We start from the raw sequence: 22,904 nt of genomic DNA, 5'->3' as shown, positions 1-22,904 counted from the left end.
GCCGTCAACCTCATGATCGACGGGGCGGGGGCCGGGGTGGGGTGGGCCGGGTGGGTGGGAAATGGGGGAGCTGGGGGGTGAGCGGGAGCGGGCGTGTGACGCTGCGGGGGTGAGGAGGTTCGGGCCCGCGTCTGTTCGCGCCCTTCCCGGCTGGGCGGTGTGGGTGACGCCGGGGCTGCTCACGCTCGTGGTGACGCTGGCCGGGATCGGGCACGCCCAGCCGTGGCGGGACGAGCTGGCCACCTGGAGCGCGGCCACCCGCCCGCTATCCGACCTGGCCCGGATGACCCGCACCATCGACGCCGCCACCGGGCCGTACTACCTGCTCATGCACGGCTGGACGGCGATTGCCGGCACGTCGCCGACGGCGCTGCGACTGCCCTCCGCGCTGGCCATGGCCGTGGCCGCCGCGCTCACCGCCCGCCTCGGCGCGGTGCTGGTCGGCCGTCGCGCCGGGCTGCTGGCCGGACTGCTGTTCGCGGTCCTGCCGGTCACCTCGCGGTACGGGCAGGAGGCCCGCCCGTACGCCCTAGCCACGCTGCTCGCCGTGCTGGCCACGCTGCTGCTGGTCGAGGCGCTGCGCCGGCCGACCTGGCGACGCTGGGCCGGGTACGCCGTTGCGGTCGCCGCGCTCGGCCTGCTCCACCTGGTCGCGCTCACCCTGCTCGCCGCGCACGCCGTGGTGGTGCTGCTGACCGCCGCACATGGCCCTGCGGGGGTCGTCGATCCGCCCGGCCAGTCCCGAGCCCAGATGCCCGACGCGAGCCGGCCACGCCGCAGACACCTGTGGCGTTCCACCCAGCCACGAGATCGAGCGCGAGTGGAACACCACGGGTGTCACGACGCCCCGCAGACACCCACGGCGTTCCACCCAGCCACGAGATCGAACGCCGGTGGAACGCCACGGGTGTCACCGCATCCCGGGAGCAGGGAGCATGGCACGGACGCGCCGGAAGCGGAACCGCAGTACGTGACCGGCGAGGCTCGGGAGGCGCTGGCCTGGTGGCTGCTGGCGCTGGTGCCGGCCGTCGTGCTCGTCACCCCACTGGCACTCGTCGCCCGGGGGCAGCGCGGTCGACAGCTCGACTGGGTCGACCCGGCGCGCCTGCCCGACCTGGCGGCGCTACCGGGTGCGCTGGCGCAGAGCGGCGTCGTCGGCGGTTTCGTGCTCGCGCTCGCGGCGCTCGGCGTGGCCCGGCTGGGTCGCCGGGCGCTGCTGCCGGCCGCCGCCGTGCTGCTGCCGGTGCTGCTGATGTTCGCCGCCGGAACGATGGTGCCGCTCTGGGTGACCCGCTACCTGGTCTTCACCGTGCCGTTCGCCTGCGTACTGGCCGGCGCCGCGCTGGCTGCCGCACGGGTCACTCCCGCACCGGCCCGAACGCCGGCAACAGCAACGCCCGCTGAACCAGCGCCCGCTGAAGCAACGCCCGCTGGACCAGCGCGCACGGCGACACCCGCCGCAGCCGGCCGCACTGCCGCGCCCACGGAAGCAGAGCAAGGGCCGACGTCGCCGCGCGGACGGGTCGCGGCGGGAATCGCGGTGGTGGTCCTGGCCGGACTGCTCGGGCTGCCCGATCAGGTGGCGCTGCGCCGCACCCACGAGTGGCCGCGCAGCGCACCCGTCGACTACGCGGGCGCGGCCGGGATCATCCGCGCCGGGCAGCGGCCGGGCGACGCGATCGTCTACTCGCCCCGGGACGGCTGGCTGTTCCCGGATCTCGGCATGGCGTACCACCTGGGGTCGAGGCTGCCACGCGACGTGCTGGTGGTCCGCGACCAGCGTCAGGACGCGAGCCTCTGGGCCGTGGAGTGCGACGACCCGGCGCGGTGCCTGGCCGGGGTGGACCGGGTGTGGCTGGTGGTCACCGGCCGGCGCGCGGACCCGTTGGCGGCGGTGCCGGGTGCGAAGGGCGACGCGCTGCGCGCGGGCTACACGGTGCGGCAGGTGTGGCCGCGTCCGGGGATCACAGTGGCCCTGCTCGTCCGGTGAGGCGGTCGGTGGTGCCGCGGGCCAGCGGTACGACGATGGCCGCCTCGGTGCCGCCGTCGGCGCCGTTACGCAGCTCGATGGTGCCGCGCAGCTCGCCGGTGACCAGCGCCCGGACGATCTGCAGGCCCAGGTTGCCGCCGCGCTCGGCGTCGAACTGCTCGGGCAGCCCCCGGCCGTTGTCGGTCACCGTGACGTGCAGTTGCTTGCGCGCCCGGTGCGCGGAGACCACAACCTCGGGCCGGGGCGCGGAAACCCCCGCCTCCGGCCGGGGCACGTCCACAGGAGGAGCGGCCGCCTCCTCCTCGGCCGACGGGAAACCGTGCTCGACGGCGTTGAGCAGCAGCTCGTTGAGCACCATCACCAGCGAGGTGGCGATCTCGGCGGGCAGGACGCCGAACGTGCCGCGGCGGCGCATGCCGACGCTCACCTCGGTGGCGGCGACCTCGGTGGCGGCGCTGGCGACCCGGTCCACGATGCCGTCGAACTCGACCGCCTCGTCGCTGGACATGGAGAGCGTCTCGTGCACCAGCGCGATCGAGGCGACCCGGCGTACCGATTCCTCCAGCGCGACCCGGGCCTCGGGCATGGAGACCCGCCGGGCCTGCAGGCGCAGCAGCGCGGCGACGGTCTGGAGGTTGTTCTTCACCCGGTGGTGGATCTCCCGGATGGTGGCGTCCTTGGTGATCAGGGCGCGGTCGCGGCGGCGTACCTCGGTGATGTCGCGGACCAGCACCAGCGCGCCGATCGGCACTCCGGCGGGCATCAGCGGCAGCGCCCGGGTGAGCATGGTCGCGCCGCGGGCGTCGATCTCCCGCCGGGGCGGCGCCTCGCCGCGCAGCGCGGCGAGCACGGCGTTGCCCGCGTCGGTGCCTTCGAGGGGGTCGCCGGCGAGCCGGCGGTGCAGCTTGGCCAGGTCCTCGCCGACGAGGTGGGAGGCGTAGCCGAGGCGGCGGTACGCGGACTGGGCGTTCGGGCTGGCGTAGGTGACCTTGCCGTTGGCGTCGAGCCGCACCAGGCCGTCGCCGACCCGGGGCGCCGAGGTGGTCTCGCCGGGGTGCCGGGGCGGCGGGAACGTGCCGTCGGCGATCATCTGGGCCAGGTCGTCGGCGGTGGTCAGGTAGTTCAGTTCCAGCTGGCTGGGGGTGCGCGCGGTGGACAGGTTGGTGTCCCGGCCCACCACGGCGATCACCTCGCCGGCTTCACCGTCGCCGGTACGCAGCCGGACCGGGATCGCCTCGTGGCGGGCCGGGACGTCGCCGTACCAGACCGGGTCGCCCTCGCGCCAGATCCGTCCCTGCCGGTAGGCCACCTCCAGGTGGGCCACCTCGGCCCCGCCGACGATCCGCCCGACCTGGTCGTCCAGGTAGGCGGTCGGGGCGGTGGTGGGACGGACCTGGGCCACGCAGAGGAACGTGCCGTCGCCGTCCACCGGCACCCAGAGCAGCAGGTCGGCGAAGGACAGGTCGGACAGCAGCTGCCAGTCGCCGGCGATCCGGTGCAGGTGGTCGATGTCGGCCGGGCGGAGCGCGGTGTGCTCCTCGGCGAGGTCACGGAGGGTGGACACGCCACACAGCGTGCCACGCCGGGCCTCACATCGTCGCCGTGACCTTCTTCAAGCCGCGCGGCGCGTCCGGGTCCTCGCCCCGGGCCAGCGCCAGGGCCAGCGCGAGCCGTTGCAGCGGCAGGATGTCGAGCAGCGGCGCGTACCGCTCGTCGACCTCGGGCACCGCCATCCGGGTCTCGCCGACGTCGGCGGAGCCGACCACCACCACGTCGGCGCGGCGCTCGCCGAGGCGGGGCAGCACTTCGCGCATCGACGTGCCGCCGGGGCCGGAGCCGACGACGGCGAGCACCGGTACGTCCGGGTCGGTCATGGCGAGCGGGCCGTGCAGCAGGTCGGCGCCGGAGAAGGCGAGCGCCGGCAGGTACGAGGTCTCCATCAGCTTCAGCGCCGCCTCGCGCGCGGTCGGGTACGCGTACCCCCGGCCGGTGGTGACGAGCTGGGCGGCGAACCGGTAGCGCGGCGCGAGCCGGGCCGGGGTGTCGTCGGCGAGCGTCTGCGCGGCCAGCTCGGGCAGCCGGCTCAGCGCGGCGCGCTCCTCGGCGGGCAGCACGCCGTCGCCGGCGCGTACCCCCTCGATCAGCATGAGCAGCGCGAGCAGTTCGGCGGTGTAGGTCTTGGTGGCGGCGACCGCCCGCTCGTGGCCGGCGGCGATGTCCACGCTCAGCTCGGCGGTCTCGACCAGCGGCGAGCCGGGGTTGTTGGTGACGGCCAGGGTGAGCGCGCCGGAGGCGCGGGCGACCCGCAGCACCTCGGCGAGGTCGGGCGAGCCGCCGCTCTGGCTGACGCCGACGACGAGCGCGTCGGAGAGGTCGGGCCGGGCGCCGAAGACGGTGATCGCGCTGGGCGAGGCCAGCCCGGCGGGCAGCCCGAGGCGGATCTCGGTCAGGTAGGCCGCGTAGAGCGCGGCGTGGTCGGAGGTGCCCCGCGCGGTGAACACCACGTGCCGGGGGCGCCGCTGCGCGACGACGGCCGCGACCTCGGCGATCGCCGCGGCGTGCTCGGCGGAGAGCAGACGCTCGTAACCGGCCGGCTGCTCGTCGATGTCGGCGGCCATACCGGCCCCTGCTCGCGTCACTCCAGACCTCCTTCTGCGCGTTTCTCGCGCGTTCGATGCTCAGTCTTGCACGTTTCAGCAGCCTCAATCAACGCAACGAGCAGGAGTGCGCAGTGGATCACTAATTGACGGAAGATCCCCTAGGCTTGCCCGGCTGACCGACCCCGACCGGCGGAAGGACGACGTGCCCGAGGACGACGCCGCGCTCTCGGCGGAGGAGGAACTCGCGCTGGCCCGGCTGGCGCTGGGCGAGGGCGACCTGCGGCACGCCGCCGACCACATCGCCGCCGCGCTGGTCCGCTCCCCCACGCTGCCCGAGGCGCACGAAGCGCTCGCCCGGCTGGACGCGGCCAGCGGCGGCGACCTGGACCTCTTCCCGCTCGGTCAGCAGGCGTTCGTCGGCGCCGTGGTGGCCCGCGCGCACCTGCTCGCCGCCGCCGGCCGGCCCGCCGAAGGGCTCGACCTGCTGGCCGCCGCCACCGGCTACGCGCCCGCCGCGCCGTGGGCCGCCGTGCCCTGGGTGACCGCCACCGACCTGCCGGAACGCCTCGACCCCGAACGCACCGCCCGGATCCTCATGCAGGTCTGCGCGGCGGCGCCCGACCCCGCGCCGCGCCGGCTGCGCGAGCCGCTGGCGCCGTACCTCACGCTGGCCCGCAACGCGATCACCGTGCATCCGGCCCACCCGCTGCTGCTGGGCGCGGCGTCCGCGCTGGCCCGGCGCCTCGGCGAGGTCACCCTCGCCGTCACCTGGGCCACCCGGGGGGTACGCGCACAGCCCACCAAACTCGGCGAGGTGTGGCTCGGGTACGCGTACCGCAGCGCCGGCCGCACCGGCGAGGCGCTGGCGGCGCTGGAACGGGCTGTCGCGCTCGACCCCGACGACCTCGCCGTCTACGCGGACATCGCCGGCACGCTCGCCGACAACGGCCGGCTCGACGCGGCGCTGGGCTGGATCGACCGGGCGCTGGCGAAGGACCCCACCTTCGACTGTGCCGTGCACACCGCGCACCGGCTGCGCTACCTGCGCGACGGCGACGTGGACCACCTGGTGGCGCTCGCCGACTTCGTCCGGGAACATCCGGACGACACGCACGAGCACGGCGACCTCGCCGAATGCTGCCGGGGGCGGCCCTGGCTGGGTCAGGTCACACCGGCAGACGACGATTTCCCGTCCCCCGACGGGCCCGCCCCCTCGGCAGCCGCGGTACGCCGCCTCCAGCACCTGGCGCACCCGGCGTGGGCGCACCCCCCGGCCGCGTACGACGCCGCCGTCGGGCTGGCCACACTGGACCTCGCCGACCTGCTCGCACTGCTGGCGCACCCGCCGGAGGCACCCGCCACCGCGCTGGGCCGCGTGCTCGGCGGGCAGGACCCGGCACTGTGGAGACGCTGCGCGCAGGTCTGGGCCTGCCTCGGCCTGCTGCACCACCGCACCGACGAGCCGTGGGAGTCGTCGACCCGGCGGCGGGTGCTGCACGAACTGGCCACCGATCCCGGCCCGGCCGCCGAGGCGGCGCTGTTCGCCCTGGTCACCGCCGCCTGGGTGGACCCGGCCACCCGCGCCGACGTGGCCGCCGTGGTGGCCGGACGGCTCACTGAGGTGGCATCCGGCGCCGCCCGGCGTACCCCGGTGGCGGTGTCGCTCGCCTATCTGGCGCGGGCGACCCCGGCCCTCGACCCGGCCGCCCGCGCCACCGCCGACTCGCTCATCGCCGGCGCCGGCGGAGGCCCGCTGCGCCGCCTCTGGCGACGCCTCACCGCCCTGTTCCGCAGAGGCTGAGCGCCGGGACCGTTCCGGGGCCCCATTTCCGGCCGGCTCCCCGGCCCCCACCACCCAGCCGAGCGCCGCCACTTCGCCGAGGTGGCGCGATCAACTCCCCTCCGACCCCACCACTCCCCCGATGTGGCGGGCAGCGGGCGGAAGGCACCGGGTGCCTCGCTGGAGTGGAGACGCGGCGGCCCCGCGTACCCCCGGGGTGGGGGCGCGGGGCCGCGGCGGGTGAGTCAGGCGACGGGGGCCTTGCCGAGCGCGGCCTCGGCCTCGTCCTCCGGCGTGGGGCCGGCCGGCCGCACGTCGTTCGTCGCGCGCAGCGGCACCTCCTTGATGAACCAGGCGAGCACCGGCACGGCGACGGTGAAGAGGACCGCCCAGAAGAAGACGTGCGAGATGGCGTCGGCGAGACCGCCGAGCACCGCCTCGCGCATCGGGCCGGTGAGCTTCTTGAGGGCTTCCAGGTTCATCGCGCCGCCCTCACCGCCACCCGAGCCGGCGAACGCGGGGCCGGCCGCCGAGTCGGCGAGACGGTTGGCGAAGATCGCGCCGAAGAGGGAGACGCCGAACGAGCCGCCGATGGACCGGAAGAACGTGGCGGCGCCGCTGGCGGCGCCGAGGTCCTTCTGCTCGACGCTGTTCTGCGCGATCAGCATCGAGGTCTGCATCAGGAAGCCCATGCCGACGCCGAGCACGACCATGTAGAGCGAGGACTGCGCCTTGCTGGTGTCCACGTCGAGCAGGCTGAGCAGGCCCATCCCGGCGGCCATCACGACGCCGCCGACGATCGGGAAGGCCCGGTAGCGGCCGGTCTTGGTGATCGTCCGGCCGACCACGAGCGAGACCACGAGCATGCCGAACATGAGCGGGAGCAGCAGCAGGCCGCTGTTGGTGGCCGAGGCGCCCTGGACGGTCTGCTGGTAGAGCGGCAGGAAGTTCATCGCGCCGAACATGGCGAAGCCGAGCAGGAACCCGATCACCGAGATCAGCGCGAAGTTGCGGTTGGCGAACAGGCTCAGCGGCAGGATCGGTTCGGGCGCGCGCCGCTCGACGAGAGCGAACACGCCGAGCGCGGCCACCGCCAGCACGGCGAGGCCGAGGATCTGCGGCGAGGCCCAGTCGTACTGGTTGCCGCCCCAGGTGGTGACCAGCACGATCGCGGTGATGCCCACGGACAGCAGCGCCGCGCCCAGCCAGTCGATCTTGTGCTCGGTACGGTACTTCGGCAGGTGCATGGTGGTGGCCAGGACCAGCAGCGCCACGCCGCCCAGCGGCAGGTTGACGTAGAACGCCCAGCGCCAGGAGAGGTTGTCGGTGATGAAGCCGCCGACCAGCGGCCCCGCGACCATGGCGATGGCCATGATGCCGGCGATCATGCCCTGGTAGCGGCCCCGCTCGCGGGGCGGCACCAGGTCACCGATGATCGCCATGACGCCGACCATCAGGCCACCGGCGCCGAGGCCCTGCACGGCGCGGAACGCGATCAGCTCGATCATGCCGCTGTCGGCGCCGCCGAAGACTCCGGAGCCGGACATGCCGCACAGCGCCGAGCCGACCAGGAACACGACGACGGCGGTGAGGAAGACGGCCTTGCGTCCGTAGAGGTCGCCGAGTTTGCCCCAGATCGGCGTGGAGACAGTCGTGCCCAGCACGTACGCGGTGACCACCCAGGTGAAGTGGTCGGCGCCCCCGAACTCGAAGACGATCCGCGGCAGCGCGGTGCTGACGATCATGTTGTCGAGCATCGCGAGCATCATCGCGATCATCAGGCCGAACAGGACGACGCGGATGTTCGGTCTCGCGACGACCGGGGCTTGTTGACTCATCGGTAGGCTCCCCCGCAGATCATGTGATCAACTTACTTGCCGCCCGGCTAGTTTGCTTACTAGCCGGACGGTAAGCTGATGACGGTCGGACGTCAAGCGGATTGGAAGGAAGTCGGCTGGTGAGGGAGACCACAGGAGGCACACGGCAGCGCATCCAGGCCGTCGCCTTGGAACTCTTCACCGAGCAGGGCTACGAGAAGACGTCACTGCGGGAGATCGCCGAGCGGCTCGGCGTCACGAAGGCGGCGCTCTACTACCACTTCAAGAGCAAGGACGAGATCGTCACCAGCTTCGTCGACGACCGGCTGCGCCGGATGGACGAGCTGATCGCCTGGGCCGCCGACCAGCCACCCACCCTGGCGACCCGGCGCGCCCTGCTCGGGCGGTACGCCGACAGCATGTTCGCCGGCGACCTGCCCCAGGTGATGCGCTTCTTCGAGCAGAACCAGACGGTGCTCAAGAGCCTGGTCGCCGGCCAGCAGATGCGGGACCGGATGATGCGGCTGGCCCACGAGCTGTGCCGGGGTGACGACTCGCCGGCCGCCCAGCTGCGCGCCACGCTGACGCTGTTCGCGGTGCACACCAGCTGGTTCGCGGTCCGCGCGCCCGGCATCACCGACGACGAGCGGAAGCGGATCGCGCTCGAGGTGGCCGACGAGCTGCTCGCCAAGATCGGCGAGACCGGCCAGGGCTGAGCCGGTTCAGCCCGCCGCGGTCAGGTCCAGTCGCAGACCGAGCAGGTCGATGCCGGGCAGCGGCGACCAGTCCTTCTCCGGCAGCCGGACGAACCCGAGCCGCTCGTAGAGGCGGTGCGCGTTCGCCGCCATCCCGGCGCGTACGCAGATCACCACCGCCGTGCATCCCAGCTCCGTCGCGCGCGTCACGCACGCGGCCGCGAGCGCGGCGCCGGCGCCCCGGCCCTGCGCGGCCGGATCCACCGCGAGCATCCGGAACTCCGCCTCGCCCGGGCCGGCGAGTTCGGCGTACGGGGTGCCGGGCAGCACGAACGTCACCGCGCCGAGCACCTGGCCGGTGGTGTCGTCGACGGCCACCAGCACCTCGCCGGTCTGGGCGCGGGTGGCCACGTCGGCGAGCACCGGCGCGTACCCGCTCTCGTCCTTGAGCTGGCCGTCCGCCTCGTACGCGGCCACAGTCAGCCGCGCCACGGCCGGGAAGTCCGCCGGCTCGGCGCGGCGCACCAGCAAGGCGGTCAACCGATCTCCGCGATCAGGTCGCCGTCCTGCACCACGTCTCCCTCGTTGACGGCGAGGCGCTGCACCACGCCGTCGGACTCGGCGACCACCGGGATCTCCATCTTCATCGACTCCAGGATGACGAGCGTGTCGCCCTCGGACACGGTGTCGCCGGCCGACACCACGACCTTCCAGACGTTCGCCACCATCTCGGCGCGGATCTCCTCGGCCATCTTCCGGCCCTCCCTCTCCCCGACGACTCCCCGACAGTCCTGCGAACGGTATCCAATCATGACGCCGGTCACGCCGGGCCGCGCACCACCGGGCACGCGATGCGCCCCACCGCGCTCCGGCGGGCTGCGTCGGCACTAGCATCGTGCGGGTCGGCCACCGGCGAGCCGGGGAGCCACACCGCGACCTCCGCCGCGGCCAGCCGCGGACGGAACCGTGACCAGCACAAGGAGGCAGAGCATGGCGAAGAAGGCCCGCAAGAAGAAGGCCCGGAAGAAGAGCAGCGCCAACCACGGCAAGCGCCCCAACTCCTGATCATCGGGAACAGCGCGGCACCTGCCGGAAACGCGTGACGGCCCGGGTCCGATCATTCGGACCCGGGCCGTTCCGTCGCTTGTTCAGTCGGCCAGTTCGCGGGACTCGGTGGTCTCGAAGACCACCAGCTCGGTCAGCCGCAGACGCAGCCGCTCACGCAGCTTCTCCGGCGCCGAGTCGTTGCCGCAGCACCGGGCCACGAGCGCCTTGACCTCCTGCTCGATGCCGTACTCGCGCAGGCACGGCCCGCACTCGTCCAGGTGGTGCCGGATCAGCAGCCGGCGCTCCTCGCCGCACTCCAGGTCGAGGTAGAGGTAGACCTCGGCGAGCACCTCGCGGCAGTCCGTCTCGTGCGGTTGTCCACAGCTCACGGTCACACCTCCCGGCTGGCGGCGGCGGTCGAACCCTTCTTCGACGAGGCGGCGCTGAAACCGCGCTCCGCCGCGTACTGCTCGAGCAGCTTCCGCAGATTACGTCGGCCACGGTGCAGACGGGACATCACGGTGCCGATCGGCGTGCCCATGATGTCGGCGACCTCCTTGTAGGAGAAGCCCTCGACGTCGGTCAGGTAGACGGCCAGGCGGAACTCCTCCGGCAACTGCTGGAGGGCCTCCTTGACGTCGCTGTCCGGGAGCCGGTCGAGCGCCTCCGTCTCGGCCGAGCGCAGGCCGCTGGAGGTGTGCGACTCGGCCTCGGCGAGCTGCCAGTCGGTGATCTCCTCGGTCGGCGCCTGAATGGGCTGCCGCTGCCGCTTACGGTAGGTGTTGATGTAGGTGTTGGTCAGGATCCGGTAGAGCCAGGCCTTCAGGTTCGTGCCCTGCTCGAACTGGTGGAAGGCGGCGTACGCCTTCAGGTACGTCTCCTGAACCAGGTCCTCCGCGTCGGCCGGGTTGCGGGTCATCCGCAGACCGGCGGCGTAGAGCTGGTCGACGAAGGGCATAGCGTCCCGCTCGAAGCGGGCCCTGCGCTCGTCCGTCTTCTCGGTGGTCAACCGCACATCCCCTCGCGTCGGATGCTTTCCCGCTGAGGATACGCGTACCCACTTTCCGGCAGATTCACTTCCGGAGTCTGTGCCGGTGCTCACGACCGGCGCCGCGGGCCACTCCGGCGCATCGAGCAGCCGCCTGAGCTGCCGCTCGTCCCGTTCGTCCCGTTCCCGGCTCCGTGTCTGTATCGGCACCGGTCACCCCCCTCGCGCTGGCACTGTCGTCGTCCACAGGGAGGTAACGCGAGGTACGGGGTGCGGCATTCCACAGGTCCCACCCGATCCTGGCCCCGGCGGCGGCCGCGACCGCCGCTGGGACCAGGAAGGGCCTGGGAGGGTGGCCCCGGCGCACCCGAACCGGGCGGCCGGCACCAACCGGTGCAACGACCCGCCGCGGGCGACGGTCACGGCGCGCGCCGCCGCTCAGGACAACCATCCGTGTACGCGCAGCCAGTCCCGGACCACGGCGGCCGTGCCGGCCGGGTCGCCCCGCAGGTCGTGCCGCTGTCCCGGCCGGACCACCACCTCGATCCCCGGGCCGGGTTCGGGCACGCCGAACGGGTCCCGGTCGCCGTTGACCACGAGCGTGGGCAGCCCGGTGAGCAGTTCCGCGGCCCGGGAGCGTTCCGGCCGGCCCGGCGGGTGCAGCGGGAACGCCAGCGCGACGACTCCGGCCGCCCCGACGGCGGCGGCGGTGCGGCAGGCCACCCGGGCGCCGCTGGACCGGCCGCCGACCACCCAGTCGCGCACCTGCGGGGCGCGCCGGCGAAGCTCGGCCAGCACCGCCGTCCACGCCTCGTCGAGGTGCCCGGCGGGAGCGGGCGCGCGCCGCCCGGCGACCCGGTACGGCTGGGTCACCAGGGCCACCCCGGCCCCGGCATCGCGCACCGCGTCCCGGACCGCCGTGAGGTCCGGCGCGTCCACGTCGCCGCCTGCCCCGTGGCCCAGCACCAGCACTGTCGCGCCGTCTGCGGGCGGGTGGAAGCGGAACCGGGCCCGTCCCCGGAGTGTGTCGATCTCGTCGTCGTGCCGCACCGGCCCATTCTGCGCGTGCCGGTCGGCCGGCGGCACCGGGACGGGCCGAACCGGTCGTCGCCCGTGGCCCGCGGACGGGCCACGGGCGACGAGGGATCAGCTCAGCGGCACCAGGGTGAGCAGGCGGTCACGCACCGGCGGGCCGGCGTCGTCGATCGCGTCCGGATCGGGTTGCACCTCGCTGCGCCAGGCCACGAGCATGGCTCGGCGCTCGCGCGGCGTGGTGCCGCCCCAGACGCCGTGGCAGTCGCCCACCTCCAGCGCCCAGGCCAGGCAGGAGCCCTGGACGTCGCACGTGCGGCAGAGCGCCACCGCCGCGTCGGCCGGCTCGTTCGGCGCCGGGAAGAACGTCTCCGGATCGACGTTCTGACAGGTGCCTCTGGTGCGCCACGCCTCGTCCTGGCGTCGTTCGTGCAGAGCCCGCAGCAGTCGTGGGTCGCGCCGTGCCGCGGCGACCTCGTGCGGGCGGGGCATGCGTGCCCGTGTCAATACACCCACCTCCCCCGTGGGACCGGCAGAGATCTTTCAGCAAGATCGATGGGTGTCGTCGCCCCGTGCGAACCAACGCCCATCACCGGCGCTGTGTTCTATCGCATTCGCATACGTAAGGACAAGAGTCTTCAATGAAACTGACTGAACGTCCGGGCGACTTTTCCGGCGCAACCCCGGCAAACGGGGCGCGTCGATGTGGCGGAGCGTGATCAGAACAGGGTCGGCCCGGAGACCGCCTCCACGCCCTCCGGAGACACCCGCGCGATCAGCTCGGGACCGTCGTTGCGGACGTCGCCGACCGCCCGGGAGACCGGGCGGATCTCCAGCCCGGCGAGCAGGCCGGCGTCGGGCGGCGCGAGCAACCCGGCCGGGTCGTCGGCTGGGCCGAGCCAATCCGCCCAGCGATCCGGCGCCAGCAGCAGCGGCATCCGGTCGTGCACCTCGGCCAGCTCGCCGATCGCAGCGGTGGTGAGCACGCTGAACGTGAGCCGGGCCACCCCGGCCGACTCCCACACCGACCAGATGCCGGCGAAGGCGAGCACCGAGCCGTCCCGGGGCGTCATGAAGTAGGGCTGCCGCCCGCCACCGGCGAGCCGGACCCACTCGTACCACCCGTCGGCCGGCACCAGGCACCGGCGCCGGGCGAACGACGGCGCGTACGCCCGGCTGGTCGCGACCGTCTCGGCCCGCGCGTTGATCATGCGGGCGGCGCCGGCGGCGCTGCGGGACCACCCCGGCAACAGCCCCCAGCGGCCCAGGGAGAGCAGCCGGTGCCCCTCCGGAGCGAGCCGGACCAGCGGCACCGGATCGGTCGGGGCGACGTTGAAGTCCGGCGCCACCCCGCCGGTCTCGTCAGCCGAGGAGAACAGCGCGCTCAGGTCACCGGCGCTCCGGGTCGTGGCGTACCTCCCGCACATGGCGCCCACGCTAGCCCCATCCGGACGTTTCGGCTGTCCCGCCCAACGGGAGCAGCGGCCACGGACGGTTCCACCGGGCCGGGAACTTGGCAGAATGTGACCGTGGGGAATCCGATCGCTACCCGTCAGCCGCAACCGTGGACCGCGCCGACCGCCAGCGACCCGGTCGCCGCGACACTGCGCCTGCCCGGCTCCAAGTCGATGACCGCCCGGGCCCTGGTGCTCGGCGCGCTGGCCAGCGGGCCGTCGACACTGTCCCGGCCGCTGCGCGCCCGGGACACCGAGCTGATGGCCGGCGGCCTGCGCGAGCTGGGCGCGCACATGTCCATCTCCGACGACGACCGCTGGCTGGTCCGCCCGCATCCGCTCGCCGGGCCGGCGCACGTCGACGTCGGCCTGGCCGGCACGGTGATGCGCTTCCTGCCGCCGGTGGCGGGGCTGGCCGCCGGCCGGGTCACGTTCGACGGCGACCCGCACGCCCGCACGCGCCCGCTCGGCCCGCTGATCGGCGCGCTGCGGGCGCTCGGCGTCCGCATCGACGCCCCGCCGACGGGCAGCCTGCCGCTCGTCGTGCTCGGCGCCGGGCAGGTGACCGGCGGCGACGTGGTCATCGACGCCTCCGCGTCCAGCCAGCTCGTCTCCGGGCTGCTGCTGGCCGCGCCCCGGTTCGACCGGGGCGTGGTGGTCCGGCACCAGGGTCCCCCGGTCCCGTCCGCGCCGCACCTGCGGATGACGGTGCAGATGCTGCGCGCCGCCGGCGCCGCGGTGGACGACACCACGCCGGACGTCTGGGCCGTCGAGCCGGGCCCGCTGTCCGGGCGGGGCTGGGAGATCGAACCCGACCTCTCCGGCGCCGCGCCGTTCTTCGCCGCCGCGCTGGTCACCGGCGGCGAGGTGACGTTGCAGGACTGGCCGCGCAGCAGCCTCCAGCCGGTCGAGCGGCTGCGGGAGCTGCTGCACCGGATGGGCGGCGAGGTGACGCTCGGCACCGACGGCCTGACCGTGCGGGGCACCGGCACGGTACGCGGGCTGGACGCCGACCTCTCCGACGTCGGCGAGCTGACCCCGGTGCTGACCGCGCTCACGCTGCTGGCCGACGGCCCGTCCCGGCTCACCGGCATCGGCCACATCCGGGGCCACGAGACCGACCGGGTCACCGCACTCGCCAAGGAGTTCACCGCGCTCGGCGCGGACATCACCGAGACCCCCGACGGGCTGGACATCCGGCCCCGCCCGCTGCGCGGCGGGACGTTCCGCACGTACGCCGACCACCGGATGGCGCACGCCGCGGCGGTGGCCGGGCTGGCCGTCCCCGGCATCGAGGTCGACGACGTGGCGTGCACCTCCAAGACCATGCCGGAGTTCCCGGCACTATGGTCGGGGATGGTGACCGGCAAGAACTGACAGCGGGGGGGACGTCCTGGCGACGAAGCGGCGCGAGTACGACGAGGACGACGTCCGGGTCCGACCGGGCCGGTCGTCGCGGCCGCGTACGCGCACCCGCCCCCGGCACGCCGACGCCGTCGACGGGTTCGTCATCGCCGTCGACCGGGGCCGCTACACCTGCGTGCTGCCCGGGGCCGGGCCGGATGCCCCGCTCGTCACCGCCATGCGCGCCCGCGAGCTGGGACGCAAGTCGGTGGTGGTGGGTGACCGGGTGGGTCTGGTCGGGGACACCTCCGGCGCGCCGGGCGCGCTGGCCCGGATCGTGCGCATCGCCGAACGGACCTCGGTGCTGCGGCGTACCGCGGACGACGACGAGACCACCGCCGAGGGGCGGCTGGAACGGGTGGTGGTGGCGAACGCCGACCAGTTGGTGATCGTCAGCGCGCTCGCCGACCCGCCGCCGCGTACCGGGTTCATCGACCGCTGCCTGGTGGCCGCGTACGACGCCGACATCGAGCCGCTGCTCTGCCTCACCAAGGCCGACCTGGGCGGCCCGGAGGCGGTGCTCGGCTACTACACCGAGCTGGAGCTGCCGTACGTGCTGATCCGCCCGGACTCCGACCTGGCCGCGCTGCGGGCGCTGCTCGCCGGCCGGGTGTCGGTGATGGTGGGTCACTCCGGCGTGGGCAAGTCGACGCTGGTCAACCGCCTGGTCCCGGACGCCGCACGCGCGGTGGGCACGGTCAGCGCGATCGGCCGGGGCCGGCACACCTCGACCAGCGCGGTGGCGTTGCGGCTGCCCGCCGAGCCCGGCGCCGACGGCGACACCGGCTGGATCGTCGACACCCCGGGGGTACGCAGCTTCGGGCTGGCCCACGTGTCCGCCGAGAGCCTGCTGCACGGCTTCCCGGACCTCGTCGAGGCGACGGTGGACTGCCCGGCCAACTGCCCGCACACCGCCGACGAGGCGGACTGCGCGCTGGACGCCTGGGTGGCCGCCGGGAAGGCGGACGCGCGCCGGCTCGCCTCGTACCGGCGGTTGCTGGCCTCCCGCAGCGGCGAGGGCGACCCGCGCGAGCCGGAGCGCAACCCCGGCGATCCGCTCGCCGGGTCCTGACCGGCGTCGCCGGCCGGGCCCACGGCGCCGGGCCTCACCGGTACGCTGACCCACCATGATCGATCCCCGGCCGACCCCACGGCCTCTGCCCGCCGAGCGGGTGCTGGAGCTGGCCGCGCCGATGCTCGCCGAGGTGGGTGGCGAGTGGCGGATGACCGACGGGCCGATGCTGCGGTCGGGATCGCTGGGCGTCCGGGTCCTTCCACCGGACAGCGACGACTACCGCCACCTGGACCTGGAACTCCTGCTGAACGCGGACCGGCCGGACGTGCCGACGATCGTCGACTGCACGCTCGGCCTGGCGGCCGACCCGGTCGAGGCGGCCCGTCAGGCGATCGGGGCGTGGATCGAGACCTGCCTGGTGACGGTCCTGGAGATGATCGAGCAGCGAGGGCGGCTGGCGAGCCACTTCAGGTCGGGCGACAAGGGCGGGTTCGCCGGCTGGCATGCGATCGTCGGCGGCGTGACCGGATGGTCCGCCGACGGATCGCAGCACAAGCAGGAGTGGTTCGCCGAGGCGATGCCGTGGTCGACCCTGGCGCCGGTGATCGCGGCCGGGCTGGACCGTCCACATCTCAACGGCGTTCGCATGCTGGTCGGCCAGGGTGGTGACGTCACCGAGTGCGAGGTGCGGATCAACGGCCGGCGGCACGAGCCGTCCGTCGCCGCGCTCGCCGCTCTGGACTGGCCGCGCACCGACCGTTTCGGCCTGGCACGCACCTTCGTCCTCCTGGTCGGCCCCGACTGAGGCGGTGACAGCGCTCGGGTGACGCCCCGACGACCGACGGTCGTGGTCACGCCACTAGCGTGTCCGTCATGACCGGGTACGCCGACGATCTCGCCCTCGCCCACCTGCTCGCCGACGCCGCGGACGCGGTCTCCTCGGCCCGGTTCCGCGCGCTGGACCTGCGCGTCGAGTCGAAGCCGGACCTGACCCCGGTCTCCGACGCGGACACCGCCGTGGAGCGGGAGATCCGCGCGCTGCTGGCCACCCACCGTCCCGGCGACGGCCTGCTCGGCGAGGAGTACGGCGAGCAGCCGCCGGCCGGGCCGGACGGGCGGCGCTGGGTGATCGACCCGATCGACGGCACGAAGAACTTCGTCCGGGGCGTACCGGTCTGGGCCACCCTGATCGCGCTGCTGGAGCACGACCGGCCGGTGCTCGGCCTGGTCTCCGCCCCGGCGCTGGCCCGCCGCTGGTGGGGCGCGCTCGGCGCGGGCGCATTCGCCGGCGCCGGACCGGCGGACGGCACGCCGATCCGGGTCTCCGGCGTCACCGCGCTCGGCGACGCGAGCATCTGCTACTCGTCGCTGACCGGGTGGGAGCAGGCCGGCCGGCTGGACGCGATCCTCCAGCTCATGCGGGACACCTGGCGCAGCCGCGCGTACGGCGACTTCTACGGTTACATGCTGCTGGCCGAGGGCGCGCTGGACGTGATGGTGGAGCCGGAGCTGTCGCTGTGGGACATCGCCGCGCTGGTGCCGATCGTCACCGAGGCGGGTGGCGTGATCACGGATCTGGCCGGCCGGCCGGCCCCGGCGGGCGCGGACTCCGCCGACATCAGCGCCGTGGCCAGCAACGGCGCGCTGCACGACGACATCCTGGCCCGGCTCGGCCGTCCAGCCGAGCGCTGAACCGGGAAGAGCCTCTATCCTCGCCAGGTGGTTTCCTCCGGTTGGTGCTTCCTGGCAGCGATGATCGTCGCGTACGGCTTCGCCAACCTTCTCCAGTCGGTCGCCGCGGCGCGGACAACCGTGCACCACACGTTCGACCCGGGGCTGCTGCTGCGCCTGGCCGGGCACCGGACGTACCTGATCGGCCTGACCTGCCAGGTGGTCGGCTTCGTGCTGGCGTTCCTGGCCCGCCGCGACCTGCCGCTGTTCCTGGTGCAGGCGAGCGTGGCGGCCGGGCTCGGGGTGACCGCCGTACTCGGCGTGCTGGTGCTCAAGTGGCGGTTGCCGGCCGCCGAGGTGGTGCTGCTGGTGCTGCTGTTCGCCGGCATCACCGCGCTGGTGCTGTCGGCCCAGCCGGCGCCGTCGCGGCAGCTCGGCACCGCCGGGCTGGTCGGCCTGGCGGTGGCGGTGTTCGCGATCGCCGGGTCCGGGTTCTTCGCCGCCCGGCTGCACGGCGCGCTCGGGTCGGTGGTGCTCGGCTCGCTGGCCGGGATGGCGTTCTCCGCCGCCGCGGTGGCGGCCCGCCCGCTCGCCTCGGCCGGATCGGTGGAGGCGTTCGTCCGCGACCCGCTGCTCTACCTGCTGATCGTGCACTCGGTCATCGGCCAGCTGCTGCTCGGCCTGGCCATGCAGCGCGGGTCGACCACGGCGGCGGTGGCCGCGATGGACGCCGCCGGGGCGGTGCCCGCGGCGATCGTCGGCCTGCTGCTGCTCAACGACAAGATCTGGCCCGGCCGGGAGTGGCTGGCCGGTCTGGGCTTCCTGGTCACGCTCGCGGCGGTGGTCGGCCTGACCCGGTACGCCGAACCGCAGCACCACCACGCCAGCGCCCGCCAGAAGGCGATAGTGGGCGCCGGGATGGTGCCGGTTCAGGCCGCCTCGACCGGTCCCCGTTCCGAGACGGCCACCTCGACCGGCGGCGTCACCTCGACCGGCGTCGGCTCGATCGGCGTGGCCGGGCGGCGACGCCCGATCACCCGCTCGTAGAGACGTTCCAGCGCGGCCGCGGTACGTTCCCACGTGTAGCTGCACCGGACCCGGTCCACCGCGGCGTGCCCGTACGCGAACCGCCCGGCGTTGTCCGACAGCAGCCGGCGCAGCGTGACCCCGAGCGTGCGTACGTCACCGGGCGGCACCAGCTTGCCGGTCACCTCGTCCACCACCGCGTCGGCGATGCCGCCCATGGCGTAACCGACCACCGGCACGCCGCAGGCCATCGCCTCCAGCGACACCCGCCCGGCCGACGCGTAGTGCGGCGTGCAGGCCACCACGTCGGCGGAGCGGTACCAGGTCGCCATCTGGTCGTGCGGCACCGCGCCGACCAGCTTCACCTGCTCCGCCACACCGGCCCGCTCGGCCAGCTCCCGCAGCCGGCGCGCCTCGGCGTGCCCGTCCAGCCGCTCGGCCGGCGGGCCGCCGGCGATCACCAGCTCCGCGTCGCCGACCAGCCGCATCGCCCGGATCAGGTCGTCCTGCCCGTGTCCGGGGGCGAGCCCGCCGACGGAGAGGATCCGGGCCCGCTGGTCGCGGGGCGCCGCCTCGCCGTCCGGATGGAACTGGCCGGTGTCCACCCCGGTCGGCACCATCGCCACCGACGTGCGCTGCAGGCCCATCCGGGTCAGCTCGTCCACCTCGTCGTTGCACTGGGCCACCGCCACGTCCACCGCCCGGGTCAGCGCCCGTTCCAGCGGGATGCGCTCGCCCGGGCCGCCGTACCGGGGCCCGAGGTGCCGAAGCTGCTCCACGCCGAGCGAGTGGAACGTCTGCACCACCGGGATGTCCGTGGCGCGTACCGCGTGGGCGGCGGCCAGCCCGCCGACCCAGTAGTGGCCGTGCACCACGTCGGGGGTCCAGTCACCGGCCCACTGCCCGGCCAGCCAGCGGCCGTACTCGGCGACGAAGGGCACCAGCTCGGCGGTGGAGAGCACGTCGGGGGGGCCGACCGGCACACGTTCCACCCGGTAGCCGTCGAGTTCGGTCAGGGCGGGCTGGGCGGCGGCGGCACGGCGCTCGTACACGCGGACGTCATGACCCCGGGCGGCGAGCTCCGCCGCCACGCGCGCAATGTGCTCCTGCGTCCCGACGGTGGGACCGTCGGTGGACGAGCCGGCGTGCGCGCATACAAGGCCGACGCGCATGGTGCACCTCCATGCGTTTCTCGCGTAGCGGGGTCTCCGGTCAGAGCGTCCCATTAACCCAGGTCCGGCGCGCCCAAACCTGGCAGATCGGGGTCACCGGGCCACCGCTGTCCCGCGAGCGGGACGGCCGACCGAACCCGATCACCGTCGAAATCGGTCGGCATGACCGGGCGGCCCGGGGGTACCGCCAAAGGATGCCGCTCACCCGCAGCCTCTCCGACGCCACGGTCGTCATCACCGGCGCCTCCAGCGGGATCGGCGCGGCGACCGCGTACGCGCTGGCCCAGCGGGGCGCCGACGTGGTGCTCGCCGCCCGGACCGGGTCGGCGCTGCGCCGGGTGGCGGCGAGCTGCCGGGAACTGGGCGGACGGGCCCTGGTGGTGCCCACCGACGTGACCGACCCGGAGGCGGTGGAGCAGCTCGCGGCGCGGGCGGTGGCCGAGTTCGGCCGGATCGACGCCTGGGTCAACAACGCGGCGGTCGGCACCGTGGGACTGTTCGACGAGATCCCGGTGGCCGAGTTCCGCCGGGTGGTGGACGTGAACCTGCTGGGGGCCGTGTACGGGACACGCGCGGCGCTGCCCTGGCTGACCGCCGCCGGTGGCGGGGTGCTGGTCAACAACGCCTCGGTGCTGGCCGAGGTGGCGATGCCGTACCAGTCGGCGTACAACGCCACGAAGCACGCGATCCGCGGGCTGGCCGACACGGTCCGGCAGGAGCTGCGGGTGACCGGGCGGGGCAACATCTCGATCTGCACGGTGCTGCCGGCCACCATCGACACGCCGTTCTTCCGGCACGCGGCCAACCACACCGGCCGGGAACTGACCCCGCCACCGCCGGTGTACCCGCCGGAGATGGTCGCCGAGACGATCGTGAAGCTGCTGCGCCGGCCCCGGCGGGAGGCGTACGCGGGCGGCGCGGCCCGGCTGATCGGGCTCCAGTGGCGGCTCGCCCCGGCGCTGGCCGAGCGGGTGATGGGCTGGTACACCGCGCGCACCCAGTTCGGGCCCGGCGTACGCGCCGACTCCACCGGCGCCGTCTTCACCCCCGGCGCGGCGGCGGAGCGGACCGACGGCTGGTCCGGGCGGCGGGGTCAGTTGCTGCGGCTCACCGCGGCCGTCGGTCTGGCGGCCGGCACCGCTGTCGGCACGGCGGCGGCGATCAGCCGCCGGTCCCGGACGGGCCGGCCGTGAGTCCCGCCGACCGGACCGGTGCGCGGGCGGCGGCCGAGGTGCACAATGGGGCGATCATGCCGACGGATGCGCGTTGCCTGGTGGAGACCGACGATTCCTCCGCGAGAGTCCGGCTGACCGGCGTGCTCGACCGGGCCGAGGTGGAGGCCGTGCGGGACGCGCTGCTGGCCCGGCTGTGGCAGCGCCCCGGCCTACTGCTCGTGGACCTGTCCGGGGTGCGTATCGCCGACCCGCTGGCCCGCGACGCGCTGGACGAGGTCTGCCGGGCGGTGTCCGACTGGCCGGCCAGCGAGATGCTGCTCGACCCGGACGCCACGCCGCCGGACCCGCCGCCGGACCCGCTCGGCGTCGAACTGCCCCCGGTGGTCGAGGCCGCGCGCGAGGCACGGTCGCTGGTCTCCGCCGGGTGCCTCCGGTGGGGCCTGCCGGAGCTGGTCGAACCGGCCTGCATCGCGGTCACCGAGATGGTCAACAACGTGGTGGCGCACGCGCTGACCCCGATGACGCTCCGGCTGGCGCCGCGCGGCAACGCGCTGCACGTGGCCGTCCGCGACCACTCGGCCGGGCAGCCCGCGTACGCGGGTCCGGCGGCGGCGGACGCGCTGGGCGGGCGCGGGCTGCTGCTCATCGACACGGTGGCCCGGCGCTGGGGCAGCACTCCGCTGCCCGACGGCAAGGTGGTGTGGTGCGTGCTGTACGTCGAGGACGAGGCGGCGGTCCGCAACTGAGGCGCCCTTTCGCCCTGTTGCTCCCGATCCACCCGGCCGGTTGCGGTTAGGGCGGGGAGCGCAGTGGGTAGTTCCCGAGCATGCGCGACGACGAGTACCCCACCCCCGTGTCCGATCCCGAGGCGGCGGGCCTGCCCGACACCGCCGACGACGACTCCACCGCCAACGACGACGTGCTGACCGGGCGCGAGGCGGACGGCCCCGAGCCGGCCCAGCTCCCCGGCGACCGCACGCCGGTCGCGGTGGACGAGTTCGGCACCACGGCGGAGGAGCAGCTCGACGGCGAGTCGCTGGACTACAAGCTCCAGCGCGAGCAGTACGAGCGTCCCGCCGACGACCCGCTGGCCGGCCCGGTCGACCCGGACATCGCCGCCGAGGCGGACAGCGAGGAGGCCGCCGCGCAGGCCCAGCTCGACGCCGACGTGATCGACCCGGGCCCGGTATCCGACCCGGACTCCCCCGTCTCCGTGTACGACCACGGTCAGCTCGGCACCGTCGCCGACCACCAGGTGGGCCGGCTGGTCGAGCCGGACGAGGGCGCGCACACCGACCAGGAGACCGACAACGTCGCCTACGACGCGGGCGCGGCCGGTGGCGGGGCCAGCGCGGAGGAGCTGGCGGTGCACGAGACCCGCCCTCCGGACGCCCGCTAGCTAGCCGTCCAGGCCCCGCTCGATGGCGTACCGGGTCAGCTCGACCCGGTTGTGCAACTGGAGCTTGCCCAGGGTGTTCTGCACGTGGTTCTGCACGGTCCGGTGGGACAGGCCCAGCCGGTCGGCGATCTGCTTGTAGGACAGCCCCTTGGCGACCAGGCGCAGCACCTCGGTCTCCCGCTCGGTGAGCCGGGGTGCGTCGTCGTCCGGGGCGGGCGGCGCCGCGGCCAGCCGCCGGTACTCCCCCAGCACCAGCCCGGCCAGGCCCGGCGTGAACACCGGCTCGCCGGCCGCCGTGCGGCGCACCGCGTCCAGGAACTCCGCCGGGGCGGCCGACTTGACCAGGTAGCCGGTGGCGCCGGCCTTGACCGCGTCCAGCACGCCCTGCGGCTCGCCGCTGGCCGAGAGCATCAGCACCCGCACCTCGGGCAACGCCGCGCGCAGCCCCCGGATCACCTCGACGCCGGAGATGTCCGGCAGCTGGAGGTCGAGCACGACCAGGTCGGGGCGGGCCGCCGCGGCCACCCGTACCGCCTGCCGCCCCTCGCCGCTGGTCGCCACCACCTGGTGACCCGCCTCGGTGAGGTCGCGGGCCACGCCCTCGCGCCACATCGGGTGGTCGTCGACCACCATCACCCG

General features: G+C 74.3%; 24 protein-coding genes. 12 read left to right on the top strand and 12 right to left on the bottom strand.

Features of this window, described 5'->3' with window-relative positions; translation table 11 throughout:
* The first annotated feature begins 109 nt into the window (after positions 1 to 109).
* Positions 110 to 1,990, top strand: coding sequence for a glycosyltransferase family 39 protein (locus tag DQE82_RS28425; protein WP_113974691.1), 1,881 nt, complete (start codon positions 110 to 112; stop codon positions 1,988 to 1,990).
* Here DQE82_RS28425 and DQE82_RS28420 read toward each other — a convergent pair.
* Both DQE82_RS28420 and DQE82_RS28415 read right to left on the bottom strand, forming a co-directional pair.
* Positions 1,965 to 3,554 carry a PAS domain-containing sensor histidine kinase gene (locus tag DQE82_RS28420; protein ID WP_064447882.1) on the bottom strand — a complete coding sequence of 530 codons (1,590 nt, stop codon included), beginning with the start codon at positions 3,552 to 3,554 and terminating at the stop codon, positions 1,965 to 1,967. The two genes, DQE82_RS28425 and DQE82_RS28420, sit on opposite strands and share 26 nt — an antisense overlap.
* 25 nt (positions 3,555 to 3,579) lie before the next feature.
* Positions 3,580 to 4,608 carry an SIS domain-containing protein gene (locus DQE82_RS28415; RefSeq protein WP_043328510.1) on the bottom strand — a complete coding sequence of 343 codons (1,029 nt, stop codon included), beginning with the start codon at positions 4,606 to 4,608 and terminating at the stop codon, positions 3,580 to 3,582.
* A gap of 184 nt (positions 4,609 to 4,792) precedes the next feature.
* Between DQE82_RS28415 and DQE82_RS28410 the strand changes: the two genes are divergently transcribed.
* On the top strand, positions 4,793 to 6,391 hold the full coding sequence (locus DQE82_RS28410) for a tetratricopeptide repeat protein (protein WP_043328508.1): 1,599 nt from the start codon (positions 4,793 to 4,795) through the stop codon (positions 6,389 to 6,391).
* 224 nt (positions 6,392 to 6,615) lie between these two features.
* Here the strand turns inward: DQE82_RS28410 and DQE82_RS28405 are convergent, their stop codons facing one another.
* Complete coding sequence (locus tag DQE82_RS28405) at positions 6,616 to 8,208, bottom strand: MDR family MFS transporter (RefSeq protein ID WP_064447883.1); 1,593 nt, start codon at positions 8,206 to 8,208, stop codon at positions 6,616 to 6,618.
* Positions 8,209 to 8,327: 119 nt separating this feature from the next.
* Between DQE82_RS28405 and DQE82_RS28400 the strand changes: the two genes are divergently transcribed.
* Entirely contained in the window at positions 8,328 to 8,903 is a 576-nt protein-coding gene (locus DQE82_RS28400; RefSeq protein ID WP_064447884.1) for a TetR/AcrR family transcriptional regulator, read from the top strand.
* Positions 8,904 to 8,909: 6 nt separating this feature from the next.
* On the opposite strand, the gene DQE82_RS28395 is transcribed toward DQE82_RS28400, so the two are convergent.
* Both DQE82_RS28395 and DQE82_RS28390 read right to left on the bottom strand, forming a co-directional pair.
* A complete protein-coding gene (locus DQE82_RS28395; protein ID WP_064447885.1) occupies positions 8,910 to 9,422 on the bottom strand; it encodes a GNAT family N-acetyltransferase in 513 nt (170 codons plus the stop codon).
* Positions 9,419 to 9,634, bottom strand: coding sequence for a biotin/lipoyl-binding carrier protein (locus DQE82_RS28390; RefSeq protein WP_043328500.1), 216 nt, complete (start codon positions 9,632 to 9,634; stop codon positions 9,419 to 9,421). Before DQE82_RS28390 ends, DQE82_RS28395 begins: the two co-directional genes overlap by 4 nt.
* Positions 9,635 to 9,872: 238 nt before the next feature.
* Here DQE82_RS28390 and DQE82_RS31530 point away from each other — a divergent pair, with 238 nt between their 5' ends.
* Positions 9,873 to 9,947, top strand: a complete 75-nt coding sequence (locus DQE82_RS31530; RefSeq protein WP_369752275.1) for a 50S ribosomal protein bL37 — start codon at positions 9,873 to 9,875, stop codon at positions 9,945 to 9,947.
* 83 nt (positions 9,948 to 10,030) lie between these two features.
* On the opposite strand, the gene rsrA is transcribed toward DQE82_RS31530, so the two are convergent.
* The 5 genes from rsrA to DQE82_RS28365 form a co-directional block, all read right to left on the bottom strand.
* Positions 10,031 to 10,318 carry a mycothiol system anti-sigma-R factor gene (rsrA, locus tag DQE82_RS28385; RefSeq protein ID WP_043330951.1) on the bottom strand — a complete coding sequence of 96 codons (288 nt, stop codon included), beginning with the start codon at positions 10,316 to 10,318 and terminating at the stop codon, positions 10,031 to 10,033.
* A gap of 2 nt (positions 10,319 to 10,320) precedes the next feature.
* Positions 10,321 to 11,127 carry a sigma-70 family RNA polymerase sigma factor gene (locus DQE82_RS28380; protein WP_113974690.1) on the bottom strand — a complete coding sequence of 269 codons (807 nt, stop codon included), beginning with the start codon at positions 11,125 to 11,127 and terminating at the stop codon, positions 10,321 to 10,323.
* 228 nt (positions 11,128 to 11,355) lie between these two features.
* The gene (locus DQE82_RS28375) at positions 11,356 to 11,967 is read right to left on the bottom strand and encodes an alpha/beta family hydrolase (RefSeq protein ID WP_113974728.1); all 612 of its coding nucleotides are present in this window, start codon (positions 11,965 to 11,967) and stop codon (positions 11,356 to 11,358) included.
* Between the two features lie 96 nt (positions 11,968 to 12,063).
* Complete coding sequence (locus DQE82_RS28370; RefSeq protein ID WP_030503699.1) at positions 12,064 to 12,456, bottom strand: WhiB family transcriptional regulator; 393 nt, start codon at positions 12,454 to 12,456, stop codon at positions 12,064 to 12,066.
* A gap of 212 nt (positions 12,457 to 12,668) precedes the next feature.
* The gene (locus DQE82_RS28365; RefSeq protein WP_113974689.1) at positions 12,669 to 13,376 is read right to left on the bottom strand and encodes an SOS response-associated peptidase; all 708 of its coding nucleotides are present in this window, start codon (positions 13,374 to 13,376) and stop codon (positions 12,669 to 12,671) included.
* A gap of 102 nt (positions 13,377 to 13,478) precedes the next feature.
* Here DQE82_RS28365 and aroA point away from each other — a divergent pair, with 102 nt between their 5' ends.
* The 5 genes from aroA (at position 13,479) to DQE82_RS28340 (ending at position 18,540) form a co-directional block, all read left to right on the top strand.
* Entirely contained in the window at positions 13,479 to 14,780 is a 1,302-nt protein-coding gene (gene aroA, locus DQE82_RS28360) for a 3-phosphoshikimate 1-carboxyvinyltransferase (RefSeq protein ID WP_113974727.1), read from the top strand.
* 205 nt (positions 14,781 to 14,985) lie between these two features.
* Positions 14,986 to 15,879 (top strand): ribosome small subunit-dependent GTPase A, encoded by an 894-nt coding sequence (rsgA, locus tag DQE82_RS28355; protein ID WP_231915597.1) that lies wholly within the window; start codon positions 14,986 to 14,988, stop codon positions 15,877 to 15,879.
* 55 nt (positions 15,880 to 15,934) lie between these two features.
* Positions 15,935 to 16,627, top strand: coding sequence for a DUF6348 family protein (locus tag DQE82_RS28350; RefSeq protein WP_113974688.1), 693 nt, complete (start codon positions 15,935 to 15,937; stop codon positions 16,625 to 16,627).
* Between the two features lie 68 nt (positions 16,628 to 16,695).
* Positions 16,696 to 17,514: a histidinol-phosphatase gene (gene hisN, locus DQE82_RS28345; protein ID WP_113974687.1), complete on the top strand. Its 819-nt coding sequence runs from the start codon at positions 16,696 to 16,698 to the stop codon at positions 17,512 to 17,514.
* A 60-nt stretch (positions 17,515 to 17,574) separates the two neighbouring features.
* Positions 17,575 to 18,540, top strand: a complete 966-nt coding sequence (locus DQE82_RS28340; protein ID WP_176722743.1) for a hypothetical protein — start codon at positions 17,575 to 17,577, stop codon at positions 18,538 to 18,540.
* On the opposite strand, the gene DQE82_RS28335 is transcribed toward DQE82_RS28340, so the two are convergent.
* Positions 18,423 to 19,691, bottom strand: a complete 1,269-nt coding sequence (locus tag DQE82_RS28335; RefSeq protein WP_064447891.1) for a glycosyltransferase — start codon at positions 19,689 to 19,691, stop codon at positions 18,423 to 18,425. The two genes, DQE82_RS28340 and DQE82_RS28335, sit on opposite strands and share 118 nt — an antisense overlap.
* A 194-nt stretch (positions 19,692 to 19,885) precedes the next feature.
* Here DQE82_RS28335 and DQE82_RS28330 point away from each other — a divergent pair, with 194 nt between their 5' ends.
* From DQE82_RS28330 to DQE82_RS28320, 3 genes are all read left to right on the top strand, one after another.
* On the top strand, positions 19,886 to 20,884 hold the full coding sequence (locus DQE82_RS28330; RefSeq protein ID WP_043328486.1) for an SDR family oxidoreductase: 999 nt from the start codon (positions 19,886 to 19,888) through the stop codon (positions 20,882 to 20,884).
* A gap of 56 nt (positions 20,885 to 20,940) precedes the next feature.
* Complete coding sequence (locus DQE82_RS28325) at positions 20,941 to 21,612, top strand: ATP-binding protein (RefSeq protein WP_051611585.1); 672 nt, start codon at positions 20,941 to 20,943, stop codon at positions 21,610 to 21,612.
* Positions 21,613 to 21,692: 80 nt separating this feature from the next.
* On the top strand, positions 21,693 to 22,265 hold the full coding sequence (locus DQE82_RS28320; RefSeq protein ID WP_043328485.1) for a DUF5709 domain-containing protein: 573 nt from the start codon (positions 21,693 to 21,695) through the stop codon (positions 22,263 to 22,265).
* On the opposite strand, the gene DQE82_RS28315 is transcribed toward DQE82_RS28320, so the two are convergent.
* The gene (locus DQE82_RS28315) at positions 22,266 to 22,898 is read right to left on the bottom strand and encodes a response regulator transcription factor (protein ID WP_176722742.1); all 633 of its coding nucleotides are present in this window, start codon (positions 22,896 to 22,898) and stop codon (positions 22,266 to 22,268) included.
* Positions 22,899 to 22,904: the final 6 nt, after the last annotated feature.

It is taken from the genome of Micromonospora sp. LHW51205, from assembly GCF_003315815.1.
GTDB classification, from domain to species: Bacteria; Actinomycetota; Actinomycetes; order Mycobacteriales; family Micromonosporaceae; genus Micromonospora; species Micromonospora chalcea.
The sequence above is the reverse complement of the archived record's forward strand: the minus strand, read 5'-3'. Positions and strand labels throughout refer to the sequence as shown.

Bases quoted from the DNA above. Each gene is read 5' to 3' on its own strand.
- DQE82_RS28415 (WP_043328510.1), bottom strand. From the start codon at position 4,608: ATGGCCGCCGACATCGACGAGCAGCCGGCCGGTTACGAGCGTCTGCTC.
- DQE82_RS28405 (WP_064447883.1), bottom strand. From the start codon at position 8,208: ATGAGTCAACAAGCCCCGGTCGTCGCGAGACCGAACATCCGCGTCGTC.
- DQE82_RS28390 (WP_043328500.1), bottom strand. From the start codon at position 9,634: ATGGCCGAGGAGATCCGCGCCGAGATGGTGGCGAACGTCTGGAAGGTC.
- DQE82_RS28365 (WP_113974689.1), bottom strand. From the start codon at position 13,376: ATGTGCGGGAGGTACGCCACGACCCGGAGCGCCGGTGACCTGAGCGCG.
- rsgA (WP_231915597.1), top strand. From the start codon at position 14,986: ATGCGCGCCCGCGAGCTGGGACGCAAGTCGGTGGTGGTGGGTGACCGG.
- DQE82_RS28350 (WP_113974688.1), top strand. From the start codon at position 15,935: ATGATCGATCCCCGGCCGACCCCACGGCCTCTGCCCGCCGAGCGGGTG.
- hisN (WP_113974687.1), top strand. From the start codon at position 16,696: ATGACCGGGTACGCCGACGATCTCGCCCTCGCCCACCTGCTCGCCGAC.
- DQE82_RS28340 (WP_176722743.1), top strand. From the start codon at position 17,575: ATGATCGTCGCGTACGGCTTCGCCAACCTTCTCCAGTCGGTCGCCGCG.
- DQE82_RS28335 (WP_064447891.1), bottom strand. From the start codon at position 19,691: ATGCGCGTCGGCCTTGTATGCGCGCACGCCGGCTCGTCCACCGACGGT.
- DQE82_RS28330 (WP_043328486.1), top strand. From the start codon at position 19,886: ATGCCGCTCACCCGCAGCCTCTCCGACGCCACGGTCGTCATCACCGGC.
- DQE82_RS28325 (WP_051611585.1), top strand. From the start codon at position 20,941: ATGCCGACGGATGCGCGTTGCCTGGTGGAGACCGACGATTCCTCCGCG.
- DQE82_RS28320 (WP_043328485.1), top strand. From the start codon at position 21,693: ATGCGCGACGACGAGTACCCCACCCCCGTGTCCGATCCCGAGGCGGCG.
- DQE82_RS28315 (WP_176722742.1), bottom strand. From the start codon at position 22,898: ATGGTGGTCGACGACCACCCGATGTGGCGCGAGGGCGTGGCCCGCGAC.